Source organism: Aromatoleum toluclasticum ATCC 700605 (assembly GCF_000378245.1).
In the GTDB taxonomy this organism is placed as follows: Bacteria; Pseudomonadota; Gammaproteobacteria; order Burkholderiales; family Rhodocyclaceae; genus Aromatoleum; species Aromatoleum toluclasticum.
In genome coordinates, this window is record NZ_KB899495.1 from 116,744 (window position 1) to 136,152 (window position 19,409).

Sequence of the window (19,409 nt, forward strand, 5' to 3'; positions counted from 1 at the left end):
CCATGAACTCACGACGACATTTCCTCGCCGGCGCGGGGCTGCTCGCGGCCTCCGCCGTGAGCCGGGTTGCGCTCGCCGCGCTTCCCGAAGCGGCAAGCCAGACGAGCGCGGCGACGATGCCGCCGCTCGCTCCGCCTTCCGGGCGTCCGTACCACCCCGTCGTCACGCTGAACGGCTGGACGGCGCCGTGGCGCATGCGCGACGGCATCAAGGAGTTCCACCTCGTCGCCGAGCCGGTCGAACGCGAACTGGCGCCCGGGATGACCGCTCGCCTGTGGGGCTACAACGGCCAGTCGCCCGGCCCCACGATCGAAGTCGTCGAAGGGGACCGTGTCCGCATCTTCGTCACGAACCGCCTCCCCGAGCACACGTCGATCCACTGGCACGGCCAGCGCCTGCCCAACGGGATGGACGGCGTGGGCGGCCTGACCCAGCCGCAGATTCCGCCCGGCCAGACCTTCGTCTACGAGTTCGTCGCGCGCCGGCCGGGCACCTTCATGTATCACCCGCATGCCGACGAAATGGTGCAGATGGCGATGGGCATGATGGGAATGTGGATCACCCACCCGAAGGACGCCCACCCGCTGATCCGCACGGTCGATCGCGATTTCTGCTTCCTCCTGTCGAGCTACGACGTCGAGCCGGGCAGTTCCACGCCGCGCGTGAGCACAATGCTCGACTTCAACCTCTTCACCTTCAACAGCCGGGTGTTTCCGGGCATCGATTCGCTGAACGTGCGCCGCAACGACCGCGTGCGCATCCGCATCGGCAATCTCACGATGACCAACCACCCGATTCACCTGCACGGCCACGAGTTCGAGGTCACCGGCACGGACGGCGGCCCCACGCCGGTCGCCTCGCGCTGGCCGGAAGTGACCGTCGACGTCGCGGTCGGCCAGATGCGCCAGATCGAGCTCATCGCCGACGAGGAAGGCGATTGGGCGCTGCACTGCCACAAGTCGCACCACACGATGAATGCGATGGGGCACGGCGTGCCGACGATGATCGGCGTCGACCACCGCGGCCTCGTCGAGAAGATCCAGAAGCTCGTGCCCGACTACATGCTGATGGGCGAACGCGGCATGGCCGACATGGCCGAAATGGAAATGCCGCTGCCCGACAACACCCTGCCGATGATGACCGGGCAAGGTCCCTTCGGCGCCCTCGAGATGGGCGGCATGTTCACGGTGATGAAGGTGCGCCGCGGCCAGAAACCGGGCGATTATTCCGACCCGGGTTGGTTCAAGCATCCATCGGGATCGCTCGCGTACGAGTGGACCGGCGAAGTTCCCGAGCCCGAGCGCAGTTCGGCCGCTCCCGGCGGATCCGCCGACCGCGCTCGAACGACTTCCACGCTCGCACTCGCCGTACGCAAGCCGACGCGGCACGGGGCGGCGCACTAGGCGTGCCGCCGCCCGAAGCGGATCGCCCAGGCTTTCTCAGCGACCAGCGCGGTTCGGATGGACCGCGCGTTCGCGGCGCCAGATCTCGTCGCCGTTCATGACGATCTTCCGGCCGTCGCGGGTTTCCATGACGTCCCCTTCCCCCGAATTCGGCGACTGCAGTTCGGGAGGAGCCCCCCCATGCTAGCCAACCCGTCTCGACTTCCCGATGACCTACGGATTACATTCATGTCAGTTCAATTCTGCACTCATCGATGCCTTCGCACGGGAGAGGAGATTTCATGCAGCACGAGACCCTGGCGCGCCTGATCGAGCAGTGGAAGGCCGACCCGCACAGCACCTACAACAGCTGGTTCCTGTGGGAGGAGCGCCTCAAGAATTTCCGCTCGATCCGGCGCGGCATCGCCCAGGTTGTGCAGGAGATCGAGGCCGGCAGCTTCGGGAACGCCTATCGAGGATCGTCGCTGGAGACCGTCGTCGGCTCGATCGCCGAGCAGCGGCAGATCTTCAAGGGAGCCGATCACGCATTCCTCTGGAAACCGAAGCTCCGCATCCCGGACATCTACGAGAACGCGGCCAATCAACGCGCATTCGGCCACCTGCTCCATTCCTGCGACTGCTGCGACACGACGGAGGCCATCGACGGTGCAATCCGCCGCATCGACGCGATGGGTATCAAGGGTCTCGGCCCCGCGGTCGCCAATCTGCTCTACTTCATTCACCCTACCCTGATGGCGCCGTTCAACACGGCGATCGTCAAGGGATTCAATGCCGTCACCGGCGGCAACGTCAAGCTCGGGCGCTGGAATCACTATCTTTCGATGCGGGAAGGTCTGGTCCGGATCAACGAACGGCATCGGGCGCAACTGTCCAACGATCTCGGCGCAATCGCCGGCTTGATGTTCGATATCGGTTCCGGCCGCTACGTCGCCCCGCCGCCCGCGCATGACGATGCGGCCATGCAGGCCTGGGCCGCCGACCTGCAGCGTGTCCGGGACGAGGCCGCGGCGGCCGAGCGGCGGTTGCGGCAGGAATGCGAAAACGATGCCACCCATACCGAAATCCAGGGCTGGCTGCGTGACCTCGGCCTTGCGCTCGGACATGACATATGGATTGCGTCGAACGACAGGAGCCGCGCGTACGGCGCCGGGCGACTCGCAGATGGCTGCCTGCCCGCCCTTCCCGACGCGATCGCCGGCGGGCTCGATTCGGTGCGACTGATCGACGTGTTGTGGGTGTCGCGCGACGGCGACCGGGTCGCCGCGGCATTCGAGGTCGAGCATTCCACGTCCATCTACTCCGGCATCGTGCGCATGCTCGACCTGGCACTGGGAACCGAGATCGCCGCGCGCAGCCCCCTGTTCCTGGTCGCGCCGGACAACCGGCAACACGAGGTCCAACAGCAATTGCGGCGGCCCGCCTTCTCACGCGTGGCGGAACTCGGAATCCGTTATCTGCCCTATAGTGAACTACGACAGCACCGCGAAGCGATCGCCCGATTCGGTTCCGGCATCAAGCCGCTCATGGAAATCTCCAAGTCCCTGTAAGGGCATCGGGGCACGGGCGATAGAGCACGTCGCGTCGCGAGTCCTTTGCGTCTCACCAGTCACGGATTACGCAGATGTAATGTTCGGGTAACGCTGCAGTCTGGAACCAATGTGCATACTATTGTTACGCGGCAATGTGCTCTCCCGTTACCTCAGCGACGCCTCTCATCCTGACCGGCATCATTGAGGTGCGTCGAGACGCCGTAGTGATCGCCGGATGTCGATGAAAATTCGCAGGAGGGGTCATCTCATGAAGGGCATCCTCATAGCCGCCATGGCAGCGTCCCTGGGTCTGGCCATTCCTGCTTATGCGGACGACGCCCACCATCCGGAGCAGGCAGCCGCGTCTGCGCAAGCTCCCGCTGACGCGCCAGCACAAACGCTGCAGAAGATGCAGGACAAGGTCAAGGAGATGCAGGGGCAGCTTGAGCGCGTCGCCAAGGCGAAAACCGACGAGGATCGCCAGAAGGCCATTGCCGAGCACATGATGACGATGCAGGAGAACATGATGCAGGCCCGCCGAATGCAGGACGGCATGATGGGCTGCCCGATGATGGGCTCGGGCATGGGCGCCATGATGGGACAACAGGGCGGACCCGGCGACGGCAGCATGCAGATGGGCATGATGGCCCGGATGTAGCAGATGGAAAAGCGCCTCGACATGATGCAGATGATGATGGAGCAGTCGATGCGCGGGCAGGCGGGACGAAAGGCGGCACCGGCTAGATAAGCAACGCACCCGCCTCCGGCGACAGCGCGCCCGGGGGCGGCTTCGATTCCGGCTGGGGCACTTCGCGCGGGGCAAGACTGCAGCAGGAGCCGATCATGGCTATCGATCCGGTATGCTCGATGCACGTCACGGAGCACGAGGCGGCCGGCAGCGCTGAACATGAGGGACGACGCTACTACTTCTGCTCGGCGCATTGTCTCGACAAATTCCGTGCCAATCCCGCGGCCTATATCAGGTCACCCGTTTCCGCCGCGGCCCCCTTCTCGCAGGCCGTACATGTACATACCCACGCCCATTCGGGCGGTGCCGATGTCCATCCTGCAGCGTCTTTAGCCACACCCGGTAGGACGTCCAGGGACCAGGCAAAGGACCCGATTTGCGGCATGGTCGTCGACAAGGAAACCGCGTTCAAGACCGAGCGCGGCGGTGGGACCATAAGACCAGAGAAGGAGAACATCATGTTGCGAAAACTCTTGCAGAAGCGTCACGCATTCGTGTTGGCGCTCGGGCTCGCCGCCGCGGGGACGGCGCTGGCGGCCGAAACGGGACTTCATCAGGTCGTGGACGGCATCGACGTCTACTACGGCGTCCTGCCCGCCAAGGTCGCGGGGAAGCATCAGCCCACCCACGAAGAGAAAACGATGCATGGCGGCGCTCCGTCCGGCAAGAACGACTATCACCTGCTCGTCGCGCTCTTCGACAAGAGCGGCGCGCGCATCACCGACGCGCAAGTGAAGGCGACGGTGGCGGAACTGGGCATGGCCGGCACACTCAGGAAGCTCGAGCCGATGCGCATTGAGGACACGGTGAGTTTCGGCAACTATTTCGCCCTGCATGGCGAGGGGCCGTACCGCATCACGATCGAGGCTCAGTTGCCCGGCGCGGCAAGGCCGGTCGAAGCGGTATTCGAATACCGGCGTCGGTGACGCTCAGCGGGGCGGACAGGCCTGGCAGCGCACATCGGAGAGGCTGCTGCGGCACGTCGGAAGAGGCGCGTCCTGCACCCTGCAGATGATCCGCCGAGTTCCGGGATGCTTCGTCCGAATCGCGGGGCTTGCCCGGTCGCCGAATCCTTCGGCCGGGACTGTCGCGAAGGGGCAACGTTGAGATGATCAAGACCCATGCACGCAAGATCGTCCTCGCCATCGTGGCGCTATCCATCGCGCTGGGCATAGGCTGGTTCGCGCTTCGTCCAGCTCCGGTACGCGACATCCTCGAGGCGAGCGGCCAGGTACGCGGTACGGAGGTGACGCTCAGCGCGCGCATTCCCGGCATCGCCGAGGTGGTTGCCGTGCGCGAAGGCGATCGGGTGGCGGCCGGCCAGCTCGTGGCGCAGATTGCCGCCCGCGAACTCGAGGCGCGATCGGCGCAGGCGCGTGCACAGGTGGCGGCGGCCCGGAGCCTGGTCGCGGAACTCGACGCCCAGGCGCGAGTGCTCGACGAGACAGCCGGGCAGGCACAGCTCGGCGCCCGTGTCGTGGCGGGTACGACATCCCACGAGGTGCATCGCGCCGCGGAGGCGTTTGCGCGGGCCGCAGCCGAGGTGGCCGCGGCCGAAGCCCAGGCGGCGCAGGACGCCAAGGTCTACGAACGCTTCGCGGACTTGCTCGCGCAAGGGTTCGTGAGCCACAACTACTTCGACGAAGTGGCCGCTCGCCGACGGGCCTCCGAAGCCCGGCTCACCGCCGCGCGCCGGGCCGCCGAGGAGGCGCTCGCCGCACGCCAGAAAGCCAGTGCCGCAACGGGCGAGATCGAGATCCGCGAACGTGACGTCAAACGGATCGCGGCCGAGCGCGAGCGCGTCATCGCCGCGCGGGGCACTGCCGCGAACCAGGTGGACGCGGCGCGCGCGCGGGTCGAGGAGATCGAGGCACAACTTGCCGACACACGCATCCTCGCACCGTCCCCGGGAACGGTCATGGCGAAGTTGGTGGAGCCCGGCGAACTCGTTGCCGCCGGACGCCCGATTGCGACCGTGGTCAATCTCGAAGATCTCTACGTCCGGGTCTACGTGGCGGAGCGCGAGGCCGGACGCGTCCGTCTGGGCAGCTCAGCGGACGTGTCCGTCGACGCGTATCCCGGGCGGACGTTTGCCGGCAAGGTCAGCGAAGTCGCCCAGCAGGCGGAATTCACGCCCAAGGAGGTGCACATGAAGGACGAGCGCGAAAAGCTCGTGTTCGGCGTCAAGATACGCCTCGCGGACCCCGAAGGCCTGCTCAAGCCCGGCATGCCTGCCGACGTCCGGATCAGGGTTGGGCCCGCGGATGAACGCTGACGAAGTGATCGCCATCCGCTCGCTGTCGCGCCGCTTCGGCGCGCGGACCGTCCTCGACGACGTCTCGCTGGCCGTTCGGCACGGAGAACTCTTCGGCATCGTCGGCGCCGACGGCGCGGGCAAGACCACCCTTCTCCAGACGGTGTGCGCAATCCTCGACCCCAGCGCAGGCAGCGTCACGGTGGCGGGTCTCGACAGCGTCCGCGACGCCGCGCGGATCAACGCTTCCCTCGGTTATGTCGCCCAGGCGTATTCGCTTTACGGCGATCTGACCGTGTCCGAAAACCTGGAGTTCTTTGCCGCCATCCGCGCGGTGCCGGAGGAGGCGTTCAGCGTCCGGCGCGAACAGCTCCTGAGTTTCTCGGGCCTCGCCCCCTTTCTCGACCGGCGCGCCAGTGCGCTGTCGGGCGGCATGCAGAAGAAGCTTGCCGTTTGCTGCAGCCTCATACACGAGCCCGACATCCTCGTGCTCGACGAGCCGACGCTCGGCGTCGATCCGATCTCACGCCGGGAGTTGTGGACCATGCTGCGCGACTTCCACCAGCGCGGCAAGACGATTGTCGTCACGACCTCATACATGGACGAAGCGGCCGCATGCGACCGTGTCGCCATCCTGTCCGGAGGGCGCCTGCTCGCCTGCGATCGGCCGGCAACGTTCGGGGGGGATCTCGAGGAGAGGGTCAAGGTACTCCTCGCGGCGGACGCCGCGGCGGCGCCAGCGGCGCCCGACCGGCCGCGTCCCGAAACGCAGGGCGAGGCCATTCGCGTCGCGGGACTGGTCCGACGCTTCGGCACCTTCGTTGCCGTCGAGAGCATGAGCTTCTCCGTGGCGCGCGGCGAGATCTTCGGCCTTCTCGGTCCGAACGGCTCGGGCAAGAGCACGACGATCAGAATGCTGTGCGGCATCCTGCCGCCCGACGGCGGCAGCATCACGGTCGCCGGCATCGACGTGGCCGCTCAGCCGGTGGAGGTCAAGGGTCGCATCGGTTACATGTCTCAGCGCTTCTCCCTTTACCTTGACCTCACCGTTGACGAAAACATCGAGTTCTTCGGCGCGCTCTATGGCCTCGCGGGCGAGACGATGGCCGATCGGCGCGCGTGGGTGCTGCGGCTCGCGGGACTCGGCGGGCACGAACGCAGCCTGGTGAAGAACCTGTCGGGGGCGCTGCGCCAGCGCCTCGCGCTCGGCTGCGCCGTGCTGCACCAACCGGAGGTGCTGTTTCTAGACGAACCGACATCCGGGGTCGATCCGGTATCGCGCGATGCCTTCTGGCGCCTTATCGGCGACATCGGTCGTGCCGGTACCGCCGTGCTCGTCACCACCCATTACATGCGCGAGGCCGAGCGCTGCGATCGGGTGGCTTTCATCGACCGTGGCCGTCTCCTCGCAATCGATTCGCCGCCGAGCCTGCGTGCCCGGTACGACGGAGCGTCCCTCGAAGACATCTTCATCGCCTTGGTGACGCGCAGGGGAACGGCATGAACGGCGCCCGCTGCGGACTCCATGGATCGCCGCGGTTCTTCCTCGCGGGCACGCGGAGTTCGGCAAGAAAATGAACACCTGGCGCGTGCTTCGGGCGCTCGTTCGCAAGGAATTCATCGAAGTCGTGCGCGATCCGATCACGCTCGCCGTGGCCGTGCTGCTTCCTCTCCTGCTGCTGTTCATATTCGGCTACGGCCTTTCGATGGATGTCGAGGACGTGCCGATCGCCGTCTACGATCAGGACCGTACCCAGGACAGCCAGCGCTTCGTCGAGGCCTTCGTGCAGAGCGGCTACTTCCGTCTGCATCGCAACCTGATGTCACCCCGCGAGGTGGATGCCGCGCTCGATCGGGGCGAGGCGACGGTGGTGATCCTGATTCCGCCCGACTTCTCGCGCACGCTCGGATCCGACCGCGAGGCATCGGTGCAACTACTCATCGACGGCTCGTTCTCGCCCACTGCGCTGATCGTGTCGAACTATCTCGCGGCTGTGGTCAACCGCTTCTCGAGCGGACTCGCCGAACGCCGCCTCGCCGAGCTCGGTCTCGATGCGCCACCGCCGCTGCGGCTCGAAAGCCGCGTCTGGTACAACGCACCGATGAAGACCGTGAACTACATCGTCCCGGGGCTCTTTGCCGTCCTCCTGATGGCCTTCCCGCCAATGCTGACCGCGCTCGCCATCGTGCGCGAGCGCGAGCGCGGTACGATCGAGCAGATCTATGTGTCGCCGGTGAGTCCCGCGCTGTTCATCCTCGGGAAGATCCTTCCCTATGCGGCGATCGCGTTTGCCGAAATGCTGCTCGTGCTCGTCGTCGGGACGTACTGGTTCGACATTCCGCTCCGCGGCAGCCTCGCATTGCTTCTCGGCGCCTCGCTGCTGTATGTCTTCGTGACCGTCGGACTCGGCGTCGCCGTATCGACCGTGGCGCGCACACAGGTCGCGGCGGTGTTCCTGTCGCTGGTGGGCACGCTGATGCCTTCCTTTCTGTTCTCCGGCTTCCTGTTCCCGATCGCCACGATGCCGTACGTGATGCAGCTCTACACGTATGTGTTCCCTACACGCTACTTCAACGACATCAGCCGCGACCTGTTCCTCAAGGGGGTCGGCATCGAGTATTTGTGGGGCAACCTCGCGCTGCTCGGGCTCTATGCGATCGTCCTGTTCGGCGCGGCCAGCCTGTCCCTCCGCAAGAAGGTGGCGAGATGAACGCCTCGGCCCGACGTCTGGCCGCAGCGGTCCGCAAGGAGTTCCGCCAGTTCCTGCGCGACCGCCTGCTGGTCGCGCTGGTCGTCTTCATCTACACGGCGGACATGGTGATGTGCACAGTGGCACTTTCCTTCGACGTGTCCAACCTGAAGCTCGCGGTCTACGACGGCGACCGTTCGCAGATCAGCGCCCGCCTGGTGGAACGTTTCACCGCAACCGACTATTTCGGGCAACTGGTTCCGGCGACGAGCCTGCGCGCGATCGACGGAATCCTCGATTCGGGCCGCGCCGACCTCGCGCTGATCATCCCTGCGGGCCTCGCGCAAGACATCGACGCTGGCCGACCTTCGGCGGTGCAGGTCCTGCTGAGCGGAACGAACGCCAATACCGCAAATGCAGCGCGGGGTTATGCCGTGGCGATCGTGGGCGGCTTTGCCCGCGACGTGCTCGTCGAGCACGCCGCCCGCCACGGCGTGGCGGTCGAGTTGCCCGGCGTGCGCGCAGAAACGCGCATCTGGTACAACCCGCAGCTCGAGTTCCGCCACTTCATGGCGGTGTCGATGATCGTCGTGGCCGGTCTTCTCGTCGGGGTCATCACGGCGGCAGCCGGGCTCGTGCGCGAAAAGGAGTCGGGGACCATCGAGCAGCTCATCGTCACGCCGCTGCGCAGCCACGAGCTGATCGCGGCAAAGGCGCTGCCCCCTTTCACCGTCGGCATGCTGACACTGGCCCCCAGCCTGGTGATCGCGAAACTCTTCGGGGTGCCCTTGGCCGGCAACCTGGCACTGTTCATCCTCGCGTCGGCATTCGCACTGGCGGCCTTTCTGTCGATCGGCTTCTTCATCGCCACACTCGCCGAGAATCTCCAGCAGGCCCTGCTGCTGGCCTTCCTCGTCCTGTTTCCGCTGATGTTCCTCTCCGGAACGACGGTGCCCGTCGAGAGCATGCCGCAGGCCATGCAGTGGCTGTCCTACCTCAGCCCGGTGCGCCACTACATGGAGATCGCGCTCGGGGTGCTCATGAAAGGGATCGGTCTCGAGATGCTGTGGCCCCATTTCGCCGCCCTTGCCGCCGCCACCGCGCTACTCGGCACTTGGGGCGTCGTGCGGCTCAAGCGCGCCCTATACGCGTGATGGGCTCCCGACACCGCAGCGACCTCCACTTGATCCTCGCAGCCGTCGCACCGTTGCTGCCTAACACGCTAAATCAAACACTTACGCGACTTTTCTTTCAAAACAACTTCTCGCCAGCCCTGGCAACGGCGCGGAACTCCGGCGGACTATTGAAAGTTTGTTGGGCGTAACTTGACCGATGCCAGAGTCTCGAAATCGCTCCGTGTAGGCCCGTTTCGGCATCCTTGTCTTCATTGCTTTGAGCCAGACGGCCACCGCGGAGAAGTCAAACGAGATCACGGCCATCCGGGAGTTGCTGACCAATCTTCGACTCGGGGGCTGTATCGTCACCTTCGACGCGATGGGCACGCAGACCGACACGCCGGCACCATGCGCGCGCAAGGCGGGCTACGTGATGTGCGCAAAGGATAACCATCTGAAGTTTGCCGCGTCGATCCTGCTCGCCCAGACCGGTGTCGACGACAAATTCGCGGAAGTGTCCCGTTCCGAGACCACCACCGAGGACGGGCGTACCGAGCTGCCGGGAATCAAGGTATGACATTAGATTGCGAGAGCCCTGCCCCACCTAAGCCTTCGATCCTCAAATCCGCAAGCGCCCTGAAGCCGCATGCGTCAAGGCTCTTGGTGAATCGTGCATGGTTGTGCATCAAGACGACTTCCAAACGTCGGTCGTTATGCCCGCGTCCGGTAGTCAAAAGACTCTCTTCAATATGACGGACCAAGTCCTTCGCTCGCACGGGGCGCCGAGTAGGGTGTAGCGTAGTAATGGTGGCGGAGCGCCGGCCATTCGCTGCGGGGGCCGGCGCGCCGATTTCTTCCGCTAGGCTGCGACAGGCTCCGTTTGCATCCCGGAAACGGCTTCAGCCTGCCCGTCTCCCGCCGCCGGCCTGATCTTGAACCAGATGGAATACATGGCCGGCAGGAACACCAGGGTCAGAACCGTCCCGGCGAAGGTGCCACCGATCAAGGTGTAGGCCAGCGTTCCCCAGAACACCGACTGCGTGAGCGGGATGAACGCCAGGATGGCGGCGAGCGCGGTCAGGATGACCGGGCGCGCGCGCTGCACGGTGGCCTCGACCACGGCGTCGAAAGGCGCCAACCCATCCTTCTCGTTGCCGCGAATCTGGCCGATCAGGATGAGCGTGTTGCGCATCAGGATGCCGGACAGCGCAATCAGACCGACCAGCGCGTTGATGCCGAACGGCTGCCCGAACACCAGCAGCGTGGGCACGACGCCGATCAGGCCCAGCGGCGCAGTGGCGAACACCATCGTCATCGCGGAGATCGAGCGGACCTGGAAGATGATCGTGATCAGCGTCAGGGCGATCATGATCGGAAACAGCGGTGCCAAGGCGCGATTGGCCTTGCCGGATTCCTCGATGGAGCCCGCTTGCTCGATCCGGTAGCCGGCCGGGAGCTCGGCAATGATCGGCTGCAGATCCTTCAACACGGCGGTGGATACATCCGGCGGCTGCAGGCCCTCGGCGATATCACCCCGCACGGTGATCGTCGGCGTGCGATCGCGACGACGCAGGATCGGGTCTTCCATGCGCACCTCCACGCTGCCGACCTGCGACAGCGGAATCCGCTGGCCGTTGGCTCCAACCAGCGTGAAATCGGCAATCTTGCCCGGATCGAGCCGCGTGCTTCCGGCCGATCTGGCCGTGACCTGCACCGAACGGATGTCTTCGCGCACATCGGTCACCGGGATGCCATTCAGCAGGAACTGAAGCTGTTGGCCCACGTCGCTGGAGCTCAGGCCGAGGCTCTGCAGCCGGTCCTGGTCGAGCGAGAAACGCAGCGTTGGCACGCGCGCGCCCCAGTCGGTGTTGACCGTCCGCATCTGCGCAGAGCTCTGCATGACGCCACGCACCTCTGCAGCGATGTCGCGCAGCTTGTCCGGGTCCGGCCCCATGACGCGGAAGGCCACCGGAAATGGCGAAGGGGGGCCGAACACGATCTGCGTCACGCGCACCCGCGCCTCGGGCGCCAACCCGTCGGCCGCCGCCTGGCGCAGGCTGAACTTGAGGGCTTCCCGTTCCTTGTCATTGCCCGTGAGGACGACGATCTTGGCGAACGACGGATCGGGCAATTCAGGTGACATCGCCAGGAAGAAGCGTGGCGCGCCCTGGCCGATGTACGCAGTGACGACCTTGGCTTCAGGTTGCTTGGCCAACCAGGTCTCGACTTTCGCGGTGGCGGCACTCGTCTGCTCGATCGAGGTGCCATACGGCATCTGCACCTCGACCAGCACTTCCGGCCGATCGGAGGTCGGGAAGAACTGCTTGTTGACCACGCCCATGCCCAGGATCGCGACAATGAAGGCGCCGATCACGCTCGCCGCGACCAGCCATTTGCGCCGGACTACCCAGCCCAGCAGCCGGCGGAAGCGCTCGTAGTTCGGCGTGGCGTAGATGGCCCCGTGCCCGCCCGCGTGCTTCGAAAAATTCGGCAGCAGCTTCACACCCAGGTAGGGCGTGAACACGACGGCAACGATCCACGAGGCGATCAAGGCGATGCCGACGATCCAGAACATGTTGCTGGTGTACTCGCCGGCGGTCGACTTGGCGAAACCGTTCGGCATGAAGCCGATCGCCGTCACCAGCGTTCCGGCGAGCATCGGCGCGGCGGTGTGGCTCCACGCATAGGCCGCGGCGCGGATGCGATCGTAGCCTTCCTCCATCTTCACGACCATCATCTCGATGGCGATGATCGCGTCGTCGACCAGCAGCCCCAGGGCCAGGATCAACGAGCCCAGCGTGATCCGGTCGAAATTCTTGCCGGTCGCCGCCATGATGATGAAGACTGCGGCGAGGGTCAGGGGAACCGCGGCCGCGACTACAATGCCGGCGCGCCACCCCATGCTGAGGAAGCCGACCAGCATCACCACGCCGAGGGCGACCAGGAACTTGACCATGAACTCGCCGACGGCAGAGTGGATATTGACCGACTGGTCCGTGACCTTGGACAGGCTCATGCCGAGCGGCATCTCGGCGTTGATCGTCACCGCTTCCGCCTCCAGCGCGCGGCCCAGATCCAGGCCGTTCCAACCCTCGCGCATGACCACGCCGAGCAGCAAGGTCGGCTCGCCGTTGTTGCGGATCAGGAAGGTGGCTGGATCCTCGTAGCCCCGCTTCACCTCGGCGATGTCGCCGAGCTTCAGCGTCCGCCCGCGCGCCGCGACCGGCGTATTGCGGATCGCCTCCAGATCGTCGATGGCGCCATCCAGCCGGATGAAGACCTGTGGGCCCTTGGCTTCGATCGAGCCGGCGGGCGTCATGACGTTGCGCCCGTTCAGCGCAGCGAAGAGGTCGCGCGGAGAGACGCCCAGGGTCGCGAGGCGGTCATGGGAAAACTCGACGAAGATCCTTTCGGCCTGCTCGCCGATGATGTTCACCTTCTTGACGCCCGGCACGTGGAGCAGGCGCTGGCGCATGGTCTCCGCGTCACGCACCAGCTGCCGATGCGGCTCGCCCTTCGCTTTCAGGGCATAGAGCGCAAAGGTCACGTCGGCGTACTCGTCGTTCACCAGCGGGCCGATGACGCCACGCGGCAGCTTGAGCCCCTCGTCGCCGAGTTTCTTGCGCGCCTGATAGAACTGCTCGGGGACATCGGCGGGCGGCGTGCTGTCGAGCAGGAACACCGTGGTGAAGGCCAGGCCCGGTCGCGTAAAGGTCTCGGTCCGGTCATACCAGCGCAGTTCCTGCATGCGCTTTTCCAGCGGCTCGGCGACCAGCTCTTCCATCTCCTTGGCCGTAGCCCCGGGCCAGGCGGTGACCACGGTCATCTGTTTGATGGTAAAGGCGGGGTCCTCAGCCCGGCCCAGTGTCAGGAAGGCCACGACGCCGGCGACGAAAATCGCCAGCATCAGAAACAGGGTGACCGAGCGCTCGCGTACGGCGAGAGCGGAGAGGTTGAAGGCGCTCATTTCAGTTCCCCACTCTTGTCGGCCGCGCTGGGCGCGGCTCCGCCGTCCGCGAGTCGCACCTGCTCGCCTTCGTGCAGCAGATGCGCGCCGAGCACGACGACGCGATCGCCCGCTGCGAGGCCGGCGACGACCGAGGCGGATTCGCTACTCAGGCCGGCCAGCTGCACGGCGCGCCAGCTGACCCGGGGCCCCTCCCCGCCCTCCCCTTCGACCCGCCATACGCCGGGCCCTTTGCCCGGATCGAAGATTGCGCCGATCGGTACCTGCAGCGCCGGGGTGGCGCGGTCGGACGGGAGGTGGATGGAAATGGTCGAGCCCAGCGGTGCGTCGGCCAGACGGCCCTCGAGCACATAGCGCGCCTCGAAAGTCCGTGTCTGAGGGTTGGCGGCATCCGACAACTGGCGCAGTTTCGCAGCGCCGGTGAGGCCGTTGCCATACAAGACCGCGCGCCCCGCCGATCCGACCGCCGGGCGCAGGGTTTCGGGGAGCTCGACGAGCGCTTCGCGGCGCCCGGCATGCGCCACACGGACGACCACCTGGCCGGCGCCGACGACCTGCCCCGGCTCCGCCAGGGTCTCCACCACCACGCCGTCCGCGTCGGCGAGCAGGACCGTGTAGCCGGTTTCATTGCGCGCCACGTCGGCCTGGGCCTGGGCCGCCTTGAGCTCCGCCCGGGCCGACTCGGCGGCGGCCTTGATCTTGTCGTAGGCAGAGGCCGAGACCGCACCCGCGGAGACCAGATCGCGGTATCTCGCCTCATCGTCCGCGGTCTGGCGCGCGCGCGACGTGGCGGCAGCAACGGCCTCGTCGTGGGCGCGGGTAGCGAGTCGCAAGTCGGTGGGATCGATGCGCATCAGCGGCTGGCCGCGCTTGACCGCCTGCCCGGTATCGACGAGGCGTTCCAGAATCTTGCCGGGAACGCGGAAACCCAGGTCGCTCTGCACCCGTGCGGCAACGATGCCGGTGAATGAACGCTCGGCCTGCTCGGCGGCGGCAACCGCCCCAACCCGCACGAGGGGAGTCTCGGTCCGCGGATCGACTGAAGAAGTGGCGTCGCTGCACGCTGCCAGAGCCAAGGGCAACAGACCGACGACGGTGAAGAAGGGAAGACTACGGCGCTGAAGCATGGCGACCTCCGGGAATGCGAAGGCCTCCATACTCCATCTAGTGACCATTCATGTCAATAGTCACTAGTACAATTATTGAACCGACTACGGGGCCAGGCTCCGCAGCACCAGGTTCGAAAGCTGCGCCGGGGCCTCCTCGGCAACATCGAGGTTGTACTGGAGCAGGAGCGGATTCACGTAGGGCTGCATGACGAGATCGATCGCATGCACCGTCTCGTCCAGCGGGGTCTTGCGCTCGAACTCGCCGCTCTCCCGCCCTTCGCGGATCACTTCCGTCAGGATCTGACGGATGCGCTCACAGTAGGCACGGGCGGACGGCCATCCCTCACCGGCGGAATACGCCGCGATGTCGTACAGCTTGCGTTCGTTGAAGAACAGACTCACGCCCGTCGTCACCAAGGTCTTGAACAGTCTGCGGAATTTTTCCGTCGGCGTGGCCGCGCCCGCCACCGCCTCTTCGACCGCGGCGATGATGGCACTCAAGGTCTTGGAACAGATGGCCTCGCCAATCGCCTGCTTGGAATCGAAGAACTTGTAGATGTAAGCCTTGGAAAAACCAATGGCCTTGGCCAGGTCGGAGACGGTGGTTTTCTCGTAGCCGTAGTGGCTGAAATGTTCGCCCGCTGCCTCGACGATCTGGTCTCGGACATTGTGGTCGGCGGGGCCGCGCGATACGGGGGCGGAAGACGGGATTTGGCTCATGGAAAAACAATACCTCACAGGTCCTATCTTTTCAACTAGTGACGATTTTAGTTGACAGTCACCTTATAGTGACTAATATCGAATTTAGTCACCGCAACAACTCAACTCCCTGAAGGACTCTCATGCTCGCCTACCCCCGCTCCCTCGCCCTTGTCCTGAGTATCGGCGCATTGACGGGCTGCGCCGTCGGGCCCGACTACCGGCAGCCCGAGATCGCGCTGTCGTCTGTCTTCCTCGGAAAGGAAGGTATCGATCGCCGGCAGGTTCAGCACAAGGCAGACCTCCGTGCCTGGTGGGCCGCCTTCAATGATCCTCAACTGACGCACTTCGTCTCCCTGGCCCTCGAACAAAACCTGGACATCGCGCAAGCGGCGGCACGTGTCGCCCAGTCGCGCGCGTCGTTACGCTACGCCGATGCGGCACTGCTGCCGGCCGCCAATCTGAGTGCAAGCGCTGCGAGAGCCTACCAGTCCGTCGAGACCCCGCTGGGGCAGGTGCTCGACGCCACACCGGGCTTCGACCGTAGCGGCAGCGCCTACGAGGCCGACCTCGGTGCGAGCTGGGAGATCGACGTGTTCGGCGGCCTGCGGCGCGGGCAGGAGGCGGCACACGCCGCGTACGAGGCCTCCGAAGCCGGCGCGGTGGCGACACGGCTGGCAGTGGCCGCGCAGACGGCGGATGTGTACGTCACGATCCGGGGCCTGCAGGCGCGCATCGCGATCGCCAGACAGCAGGTGGAGACTCGCCGCCAGTTGCTTGCCATGGTCAGGCTCCAGTACGAGAAGGGGGTCGCCGCCGAGCTCCAGACAAACCAGGCCGAGGGTTCGCTCACCCAGGCCGAGGCGCAGATCCCCGTACTGGAAGCCGGCCTCGATTCGGCGATGAACGCGCTGGACGTGCTGCTCGGCGTGCAGCCGGGAACCTGGCGCACGGAGCTGGCCGCGGTGGCGCCGGTCCCGGTCGCTCCGGGGCTGGCCGAGACGGGCACCCCAGCCGAGATGATCCGGCGCAGGCCGGATCTGATCGTCGCCGAGCGGCGCCTGGCTGCGGCCAATGCGCGCATTGGCGTGGCGGTGTCGGAGTACTACCCCAAGTTCTCGCTCGCCGCGCTGGTAGGCGCCGCCACCGCGATCGCAAGCGGCAACCTCTTCACCGGGCCCGCCAGTCAGGCTCAGGGCGTCCTCGGACTGCGCTGGCGCCTGTTCGACTTCGGCCGCGTCGACGCGCAGATCGCCGCCGCACGCGGCCAGGAGGCCGAAGCCTTGGCGGCCTACCGCCTGGCCGTGTTGCGGGCGGCCGAGGATGTCGAGAACGCCTTTTCTGCCCTCGTCAAACGCGAGGCCCAGCTCGGCATCCTGACGCGAGGTGAAGCGTCGTTCGCCCGTGCGCGCGAGAACTCGTTTGCCGCCTACCAAGGTGGCGTCGTCAGCCTGATCGAGGTGCTCGATGCCGACAGCAGCCTGTTGCAGGCGCGCGACGCGAAGGCACAGGCGCAAACAGAGGCGGCGCGCGCCGCCATTACCTCCTTCCGGGCCTTGGGCGGCGGCTGGGACGCACCCCATGCAAGCGACGACCGCCTCTACAGCAAGCTTTCCACTACTGACCGCAGGTAAGCCAAATGGCCAAAACGAACAATTCATGGGTGCTCGTCACGGGCGCATCGAGCGGCTTCGGCGAGGAGTTCGCCCGCCAATATGCCGAGCAAGGCCACTCGCTGGTCCTGGTGGCGCGCCGGCGGGACCGTCTTCAAGCCCTCGCCGAGGCACTACGCAGGCAGTACCGCATCGAGGTCGTGGTGGAGGCGGCCGATCTCTCGGATATTGCGGCGATCACCGAACTGCATCGGCGCCTCCGCGAGCGGGGCATTGCGATCGACATCCTGATCAACAACGCCGGTCACGGACTGCAAGGGCCGTTCGCGGATAGCCCGCTCGCCGCAACGCTGGCGATGGTGCAACTGGATGTCGCGAGCCTGACCGCCGTCACCCACGTCTTTGCGCAAGACATGCGGACGCGAGGACGCGGGAAGATCCTGCTGGTGGCGAGCCTGCTGGCCTACCAGGGCGTGCAGAACTTCGCCGTCTATGCCGCCGCCAAGGCCTACGTGTTGCGTCTGGGTGAGGCGCTTCATCGCGAGCTCAAGCGCGATGGCGTCACGGTGACGGCGCTTTGCCCAGGCGTGTCGGACACCGGCTTCGCGACCGCGGCGCAGATGACGCTTACCCCCGCACTAAAGGGCTTGATGATGCAGCCGCCTCCCGTGGTGCGTGCCGGCATCCGCGCCTTGCAGGCCGGACGCATCAGTGTCGTGCCGGGTTGGGCGAACAAGGCCCTCGTGATCCTCACGTGGGCGACGCCACGCTGGCTGCACCAGGCCTTTTTGTCGCGTGCGATGAACGGATGACACGTATTTCCGGCCAAGCGGTGCCCAGCGCCAACGATCCCGTCCGCCGCCTTCACCCCCCCAAAAGGAGACTCATGATGAAACCCATCCTGGCTTTGTCCGGCATCGCCCTCATCCTTTCCGCCGACAGCGCGCTGGCCGATCCCGGTCGCACGCTGGACCCGCACGAGCAGGCGCGGCACTTGATACTGAGCGCGACGCAGCATTCGGAAGCCACCCCCAACACGACGGCACCTGCGACCTTGGCGCTGACGGATCCGCATGAGCTCGCTCGTCGGCGAATCGTCGCATCGACCGGGACGAGTGTCGCGTTCCGGCCTGCGCTGGCGACGGGATCGCAGCCGACGATCGACCCGCACGAGCGCGCACGCCGCTCGATTCTGGGAAGCGCCCGTGAGTAGCCCGACCCCGTTCCATACCCATACATCAAGGACTTGATTTCATGACAGCGCCAACCGACGCGATGAATCCTGACGAAACGCTTGCCCACTGGCGGGCCGAGGAAGCGGCCGTGCGCGCCCGTCTCCAATCGGCTCCCGGCGTGGCCTCACCGGCCCAGCTCGCCGGGCGCAGCGGATTGCAGATATTCCAGGCGCTCCTCGCCGGCGAGATCCCGCCTCCGCCGATGGCGGCCACGCTCGACTTCATTCTGCTTTGCGTCGAGCCAGGGTTGGCAGTATTTCAGGGACGGCCTGGCTTCAGCCACTTCAACCCGATGGGCACGGTGCACGGCGGCTGGTTCGCGACCATGCTCGACAGCGCGATGGGATGCGCCGTGCATTCCGCGCTGCCGGCCGGCAAGGCGTACACAACCCTGGAACTGAAGCTCAACCTCGTCCGCGCGCTCACAGACGCGGTGCCGCTCGTCCGTGCGGAAGGACGGCTGGTCCACGGCGGCCGCCAAGTTGCGACCGCGGAAGGTCGGCTTATCGGACCGGACGGCAGGCTTTATGCCCACGCGAGCACCACTTGCCTGGTCTTTGACCAAGCTTCATAGAAGATTCGACGCCTGCGATGCGATCGACGCGACCACGTGATCCTTCTCCCCTGTCCTACCGTGATCGACGCACCGTTGCATCCCTGCATCGACTGGTGCACATCGCGACTTGATACCAACACCCGAGTAGACGGCTCGGTCAGGCCTGGGATCTTACGAGATTTATCCAATGCGAACGGGAGCCGCTCGGATGTAGCATATGCTGTGGAAGTACTCAACGAGCTAGACCGTGCAGAACGCTTGGCCGTTGGCGCCGCAATCGCTTCCGGGCGCACCGTCAGCGTTGCGCGACTGGAACTGCACCTTTGCGCCCCCTGCTAGCGAGTGCGCGTTCAGTGCTCAAACCAGCCGAAACAGGCACTTGCGTCACTCTTCGTAATATGTCCTTGGCTTACCAAAGATCCGCAAGTGCTTGAATATATGGGCGACATACCGGGATAGAACCGGTGACACCTGGAGCCACAAGACTGGGC

17 protein-coding genes and 1 pseudogene are annotated in these 19,409 nt (G+C 65.6%); 14 read left to right on the plus strand and 4 right to left on the minus strand.

The features are described 5' to 3' along the window. The first annotated feature begins 2 nt into the window (after nt 1–2). Nucleotides 3–1,403, plus strand: a complete 1,401-nt coding sequence (locus F464_RS0109990; protein ID WP_018989661.1) for a multicopper oxidase family protein — start codon at nt 3–5, stop codon at nt 1,401–1,403. Nucleotides 1,404–1,439: 36 nt separating this feature from the next. Here F464_RS0109990 and F464_RS30905 read toward each other — a convergent pair whose 3' ends face one another. Next, nucleotides 1,440–1,565 (minus strand): CopK family periplasmic copper-binding protein, encoded by a 126-nt coding sequence (locus tag F464_RS30905; RefSeq protein WP_269744903.1) that lies wholly within the window; start codon nt 1,563–1,565, stop codon nt 1,440–1,442. A 119-nt stretch (nt 1,566–1,684) separates the two neighbouring features. Here F464_RS30905 and F464_RS0110000 point away from each other — a divergent pair, with 119 nt between their 5' ends. The 9 genes and pseudogenes from F464_RS0110000 (at nt 1,685) to F464_RS31590 (ending at nt 10,316) form a co-directional block, all read left to right on the plus strand. Continuing rightward, entirely contained in the window at nt 1,685–2,950 is a 1,266-nt protein-coding gene (locus F464_RS0110000) for a hypothetical protein (RefSeq protein ID WP_018989663.1), read from the plus strand. A gap of 250 nt (nt 2,951–3,200) precedes the next feature. Then, nucleotides 3,201–3,590 (plus strand): hypothetical protein, encoded by a 390-nt coding sequence (locus F464_RS28200; RefSeq protein WP_232428882.1) that lies wholly within the window; start codon nt 3,201–3,203, stop codon nt 3,588–3,590. 185 nt (nt 3,591–3,775) lie between these two features. Then, nucleotides 3,776–3,901, plus strand: a pseudogene (locus F464_RS32025) (YHS domain-containing protein); the annotation flags it as partial. Nucleotides 3,902–4,063: 162 nt separating this feature from the next. Next, on the plus strand, nt 4,064–4,606 hold the full coding sequence (locus F464_RS31315) for a hypothetical protein (protein ID WP_018989665.1): 543 nt from the start codon (nt 4,064–4,066) through the stop codon (nt 4,604–4,606). 182 nt (nt 4,607–4,788) lie between these two features. Beyond that, nucleotides 4,789–5,955 carry an HlyD family secretion protein gene (locus tag F464_RS0110015; protein WP_018989666.1) on the plus strand — a complete coding sequence of 389 codons (1,167 nt, stop codon included), beginning with the start codon at nt 4,789–4,791 and terminating at the stop codon, nt 5,953–5,955. Beyond that, nucleotides 5,945–7,438 (plus strand): ATP-binding cassette domain-containing protein, encoded by a 1,494-nt coding sequence (locus F464_RS0110020; RefSeq protein WP_018989667.1) that lies wholly within the window; start codon nt 5,945–5,947, stop codon nt 7,436–7,438. Before F464_RS0110015 ends, F464_RS0110020 begins: the two co-directional genes overlap by 11 nt. 70 nt (nt 7,439–7,508) lie before the next feature. Beyond that, nucleotides 7,509–8,645, plus strand: a complete 1,137-nt coding sequence (locus F464_RS0110025) for an ABC transporter permease (RefSeq protein ID WP_018989668.1) — start codon at nt 7,509–7,511, stop codon at nt 8,643–8,645. Then, complete coding sequence (locus tag F464_RS28210; protein WP_018989669.1) at nt 8,642–9,778, plus strand: ABC transporter permease; 1,137 nt, start codon at nt 8,642–8,644, stop codon at nt 9,776–9,778. Before F464_RS0110025 ends, F464_RS28210 begins: the two co-directional genes overlap by 4 nt. A 238-nt stretch (nt 9,779–10,016) precedes the next feature. Beyond that, nucleotides 10,017–10,316 (plus strand): ISAs1 family transposase, encoded by a 300-nt coding sequence (locus F464_RS31590; protein WP_018989670.1) that lies wholly within the window; start codon nt 10,017–10,019, stop codon nt 10,314–10,316. A 282-nt stretch (nt 10,317–10,598) separates the two neighbouring features. Here F464_RS31590 and F464_RS0110040 read toward each other — a convergent pair whose 3' ends face one another. The 3 genes from F464_RS0110040 to F464_RS0110050 form a co-directional block, all read right to left on the minus strand. Continuing rightward, nucleotides 10,599–13,706 (minus strand): efflux RND transporter permease subunit, encoded by a 3,108-nt coding sequence (locus tag F464_RS0110040; RefSeq protein WP_018989671.1) that lies wholly within the window; start codon nt 13,704–13,706, stop codon nt 10,599–10,601. Then, a complete protein-coding gene (locus F464_RS0110045; protein ID WP_040394884.1) occupies nt 13,703–14,833 on the minus strand; it encodes an efflux RND transporter periplasmic adaptor subunit in 1,131 nt (376 codons plus the stop codon). The genes F464_RS0110040 and F464_RS0110045 overlap by 4 nt, the downstream gene beginning before the upstream one ends. An 84-nt stretch (nt 14,834–14,917) precedes the next feature. Continuing rightward, nucleotides 14,918–15,535 (minus strand): TetR/AcrR family transcriptional regulator, encoded by a 618-nt coding sequence (locus F464_RS0110050; protein ID WP_018989673.1) that lies wholly within the window; start codon nt 15,533–15,535, stop codon nt 14,918–14,920. Nucleotides 15,536–15,657: 122 nt separating this feature from the next. Here F464_RS0110050 and F464_RS0110055 point away from each other — a divergent pair, with 122 nt between their 5' ends. The 4 genes from F464_RS0110055 to F464_RS0110070 all read left to right on the plus strand — a co-directional run bounded on the left by F464_RS0110055 (nt 15,658) and on the right by F464_RS0110070 (nt 18,936). After that, nucleotides 15,658–17,148: an efflux transporter outer membrane subunit gene (locus F464_RS0110055; RefSeq protein WP_018989674.1), complete on the plus strand. Its 1,491-nt coding sequence runs from the start codon at nt 15,658–15,660 to the stop codon at nt 17,146–17,148. Nucleotides 17,149–17,153: 5 nt separating this feature from the next. Beyond that, nucleotides 17,154–17,939, plus strand: a complete 786-nt coding sequence (locus tag F464_RS0110060; protein WP_018989675.1) for an SDR family NAD(P)-dependent oxidoreductase — start codon at nt 17,154–17,156, stop codon at nt 17,937–17,939. 77 nt (nt 17,940–18,016) lie between these two features. Then, a complete protein-coding gene (locus tag F464_RS0110065; RefSeq protein ID WP_026295897.1) occupies nt 18,017–18,340 on the plus strand; it encodes a hypothetical protein in 324 nt (107 codons plus the stop codon). A gap of 41 nt (nt 18,341–18,381) precedes the next feature. Then, on the plus strand, nt 18,382–18,936 hold the full coding sequence (locus F464_RS0110070; RefSeq protein WP_018989677.1) for a PaaI family thioesterase: 555 nt from the start codon (nt 18,382–18,384) through the stop codon (nt 18,934–18,936). The last annotated feature ends 473 nt before the right edge of the window (nt 18,937–19,409 follow it).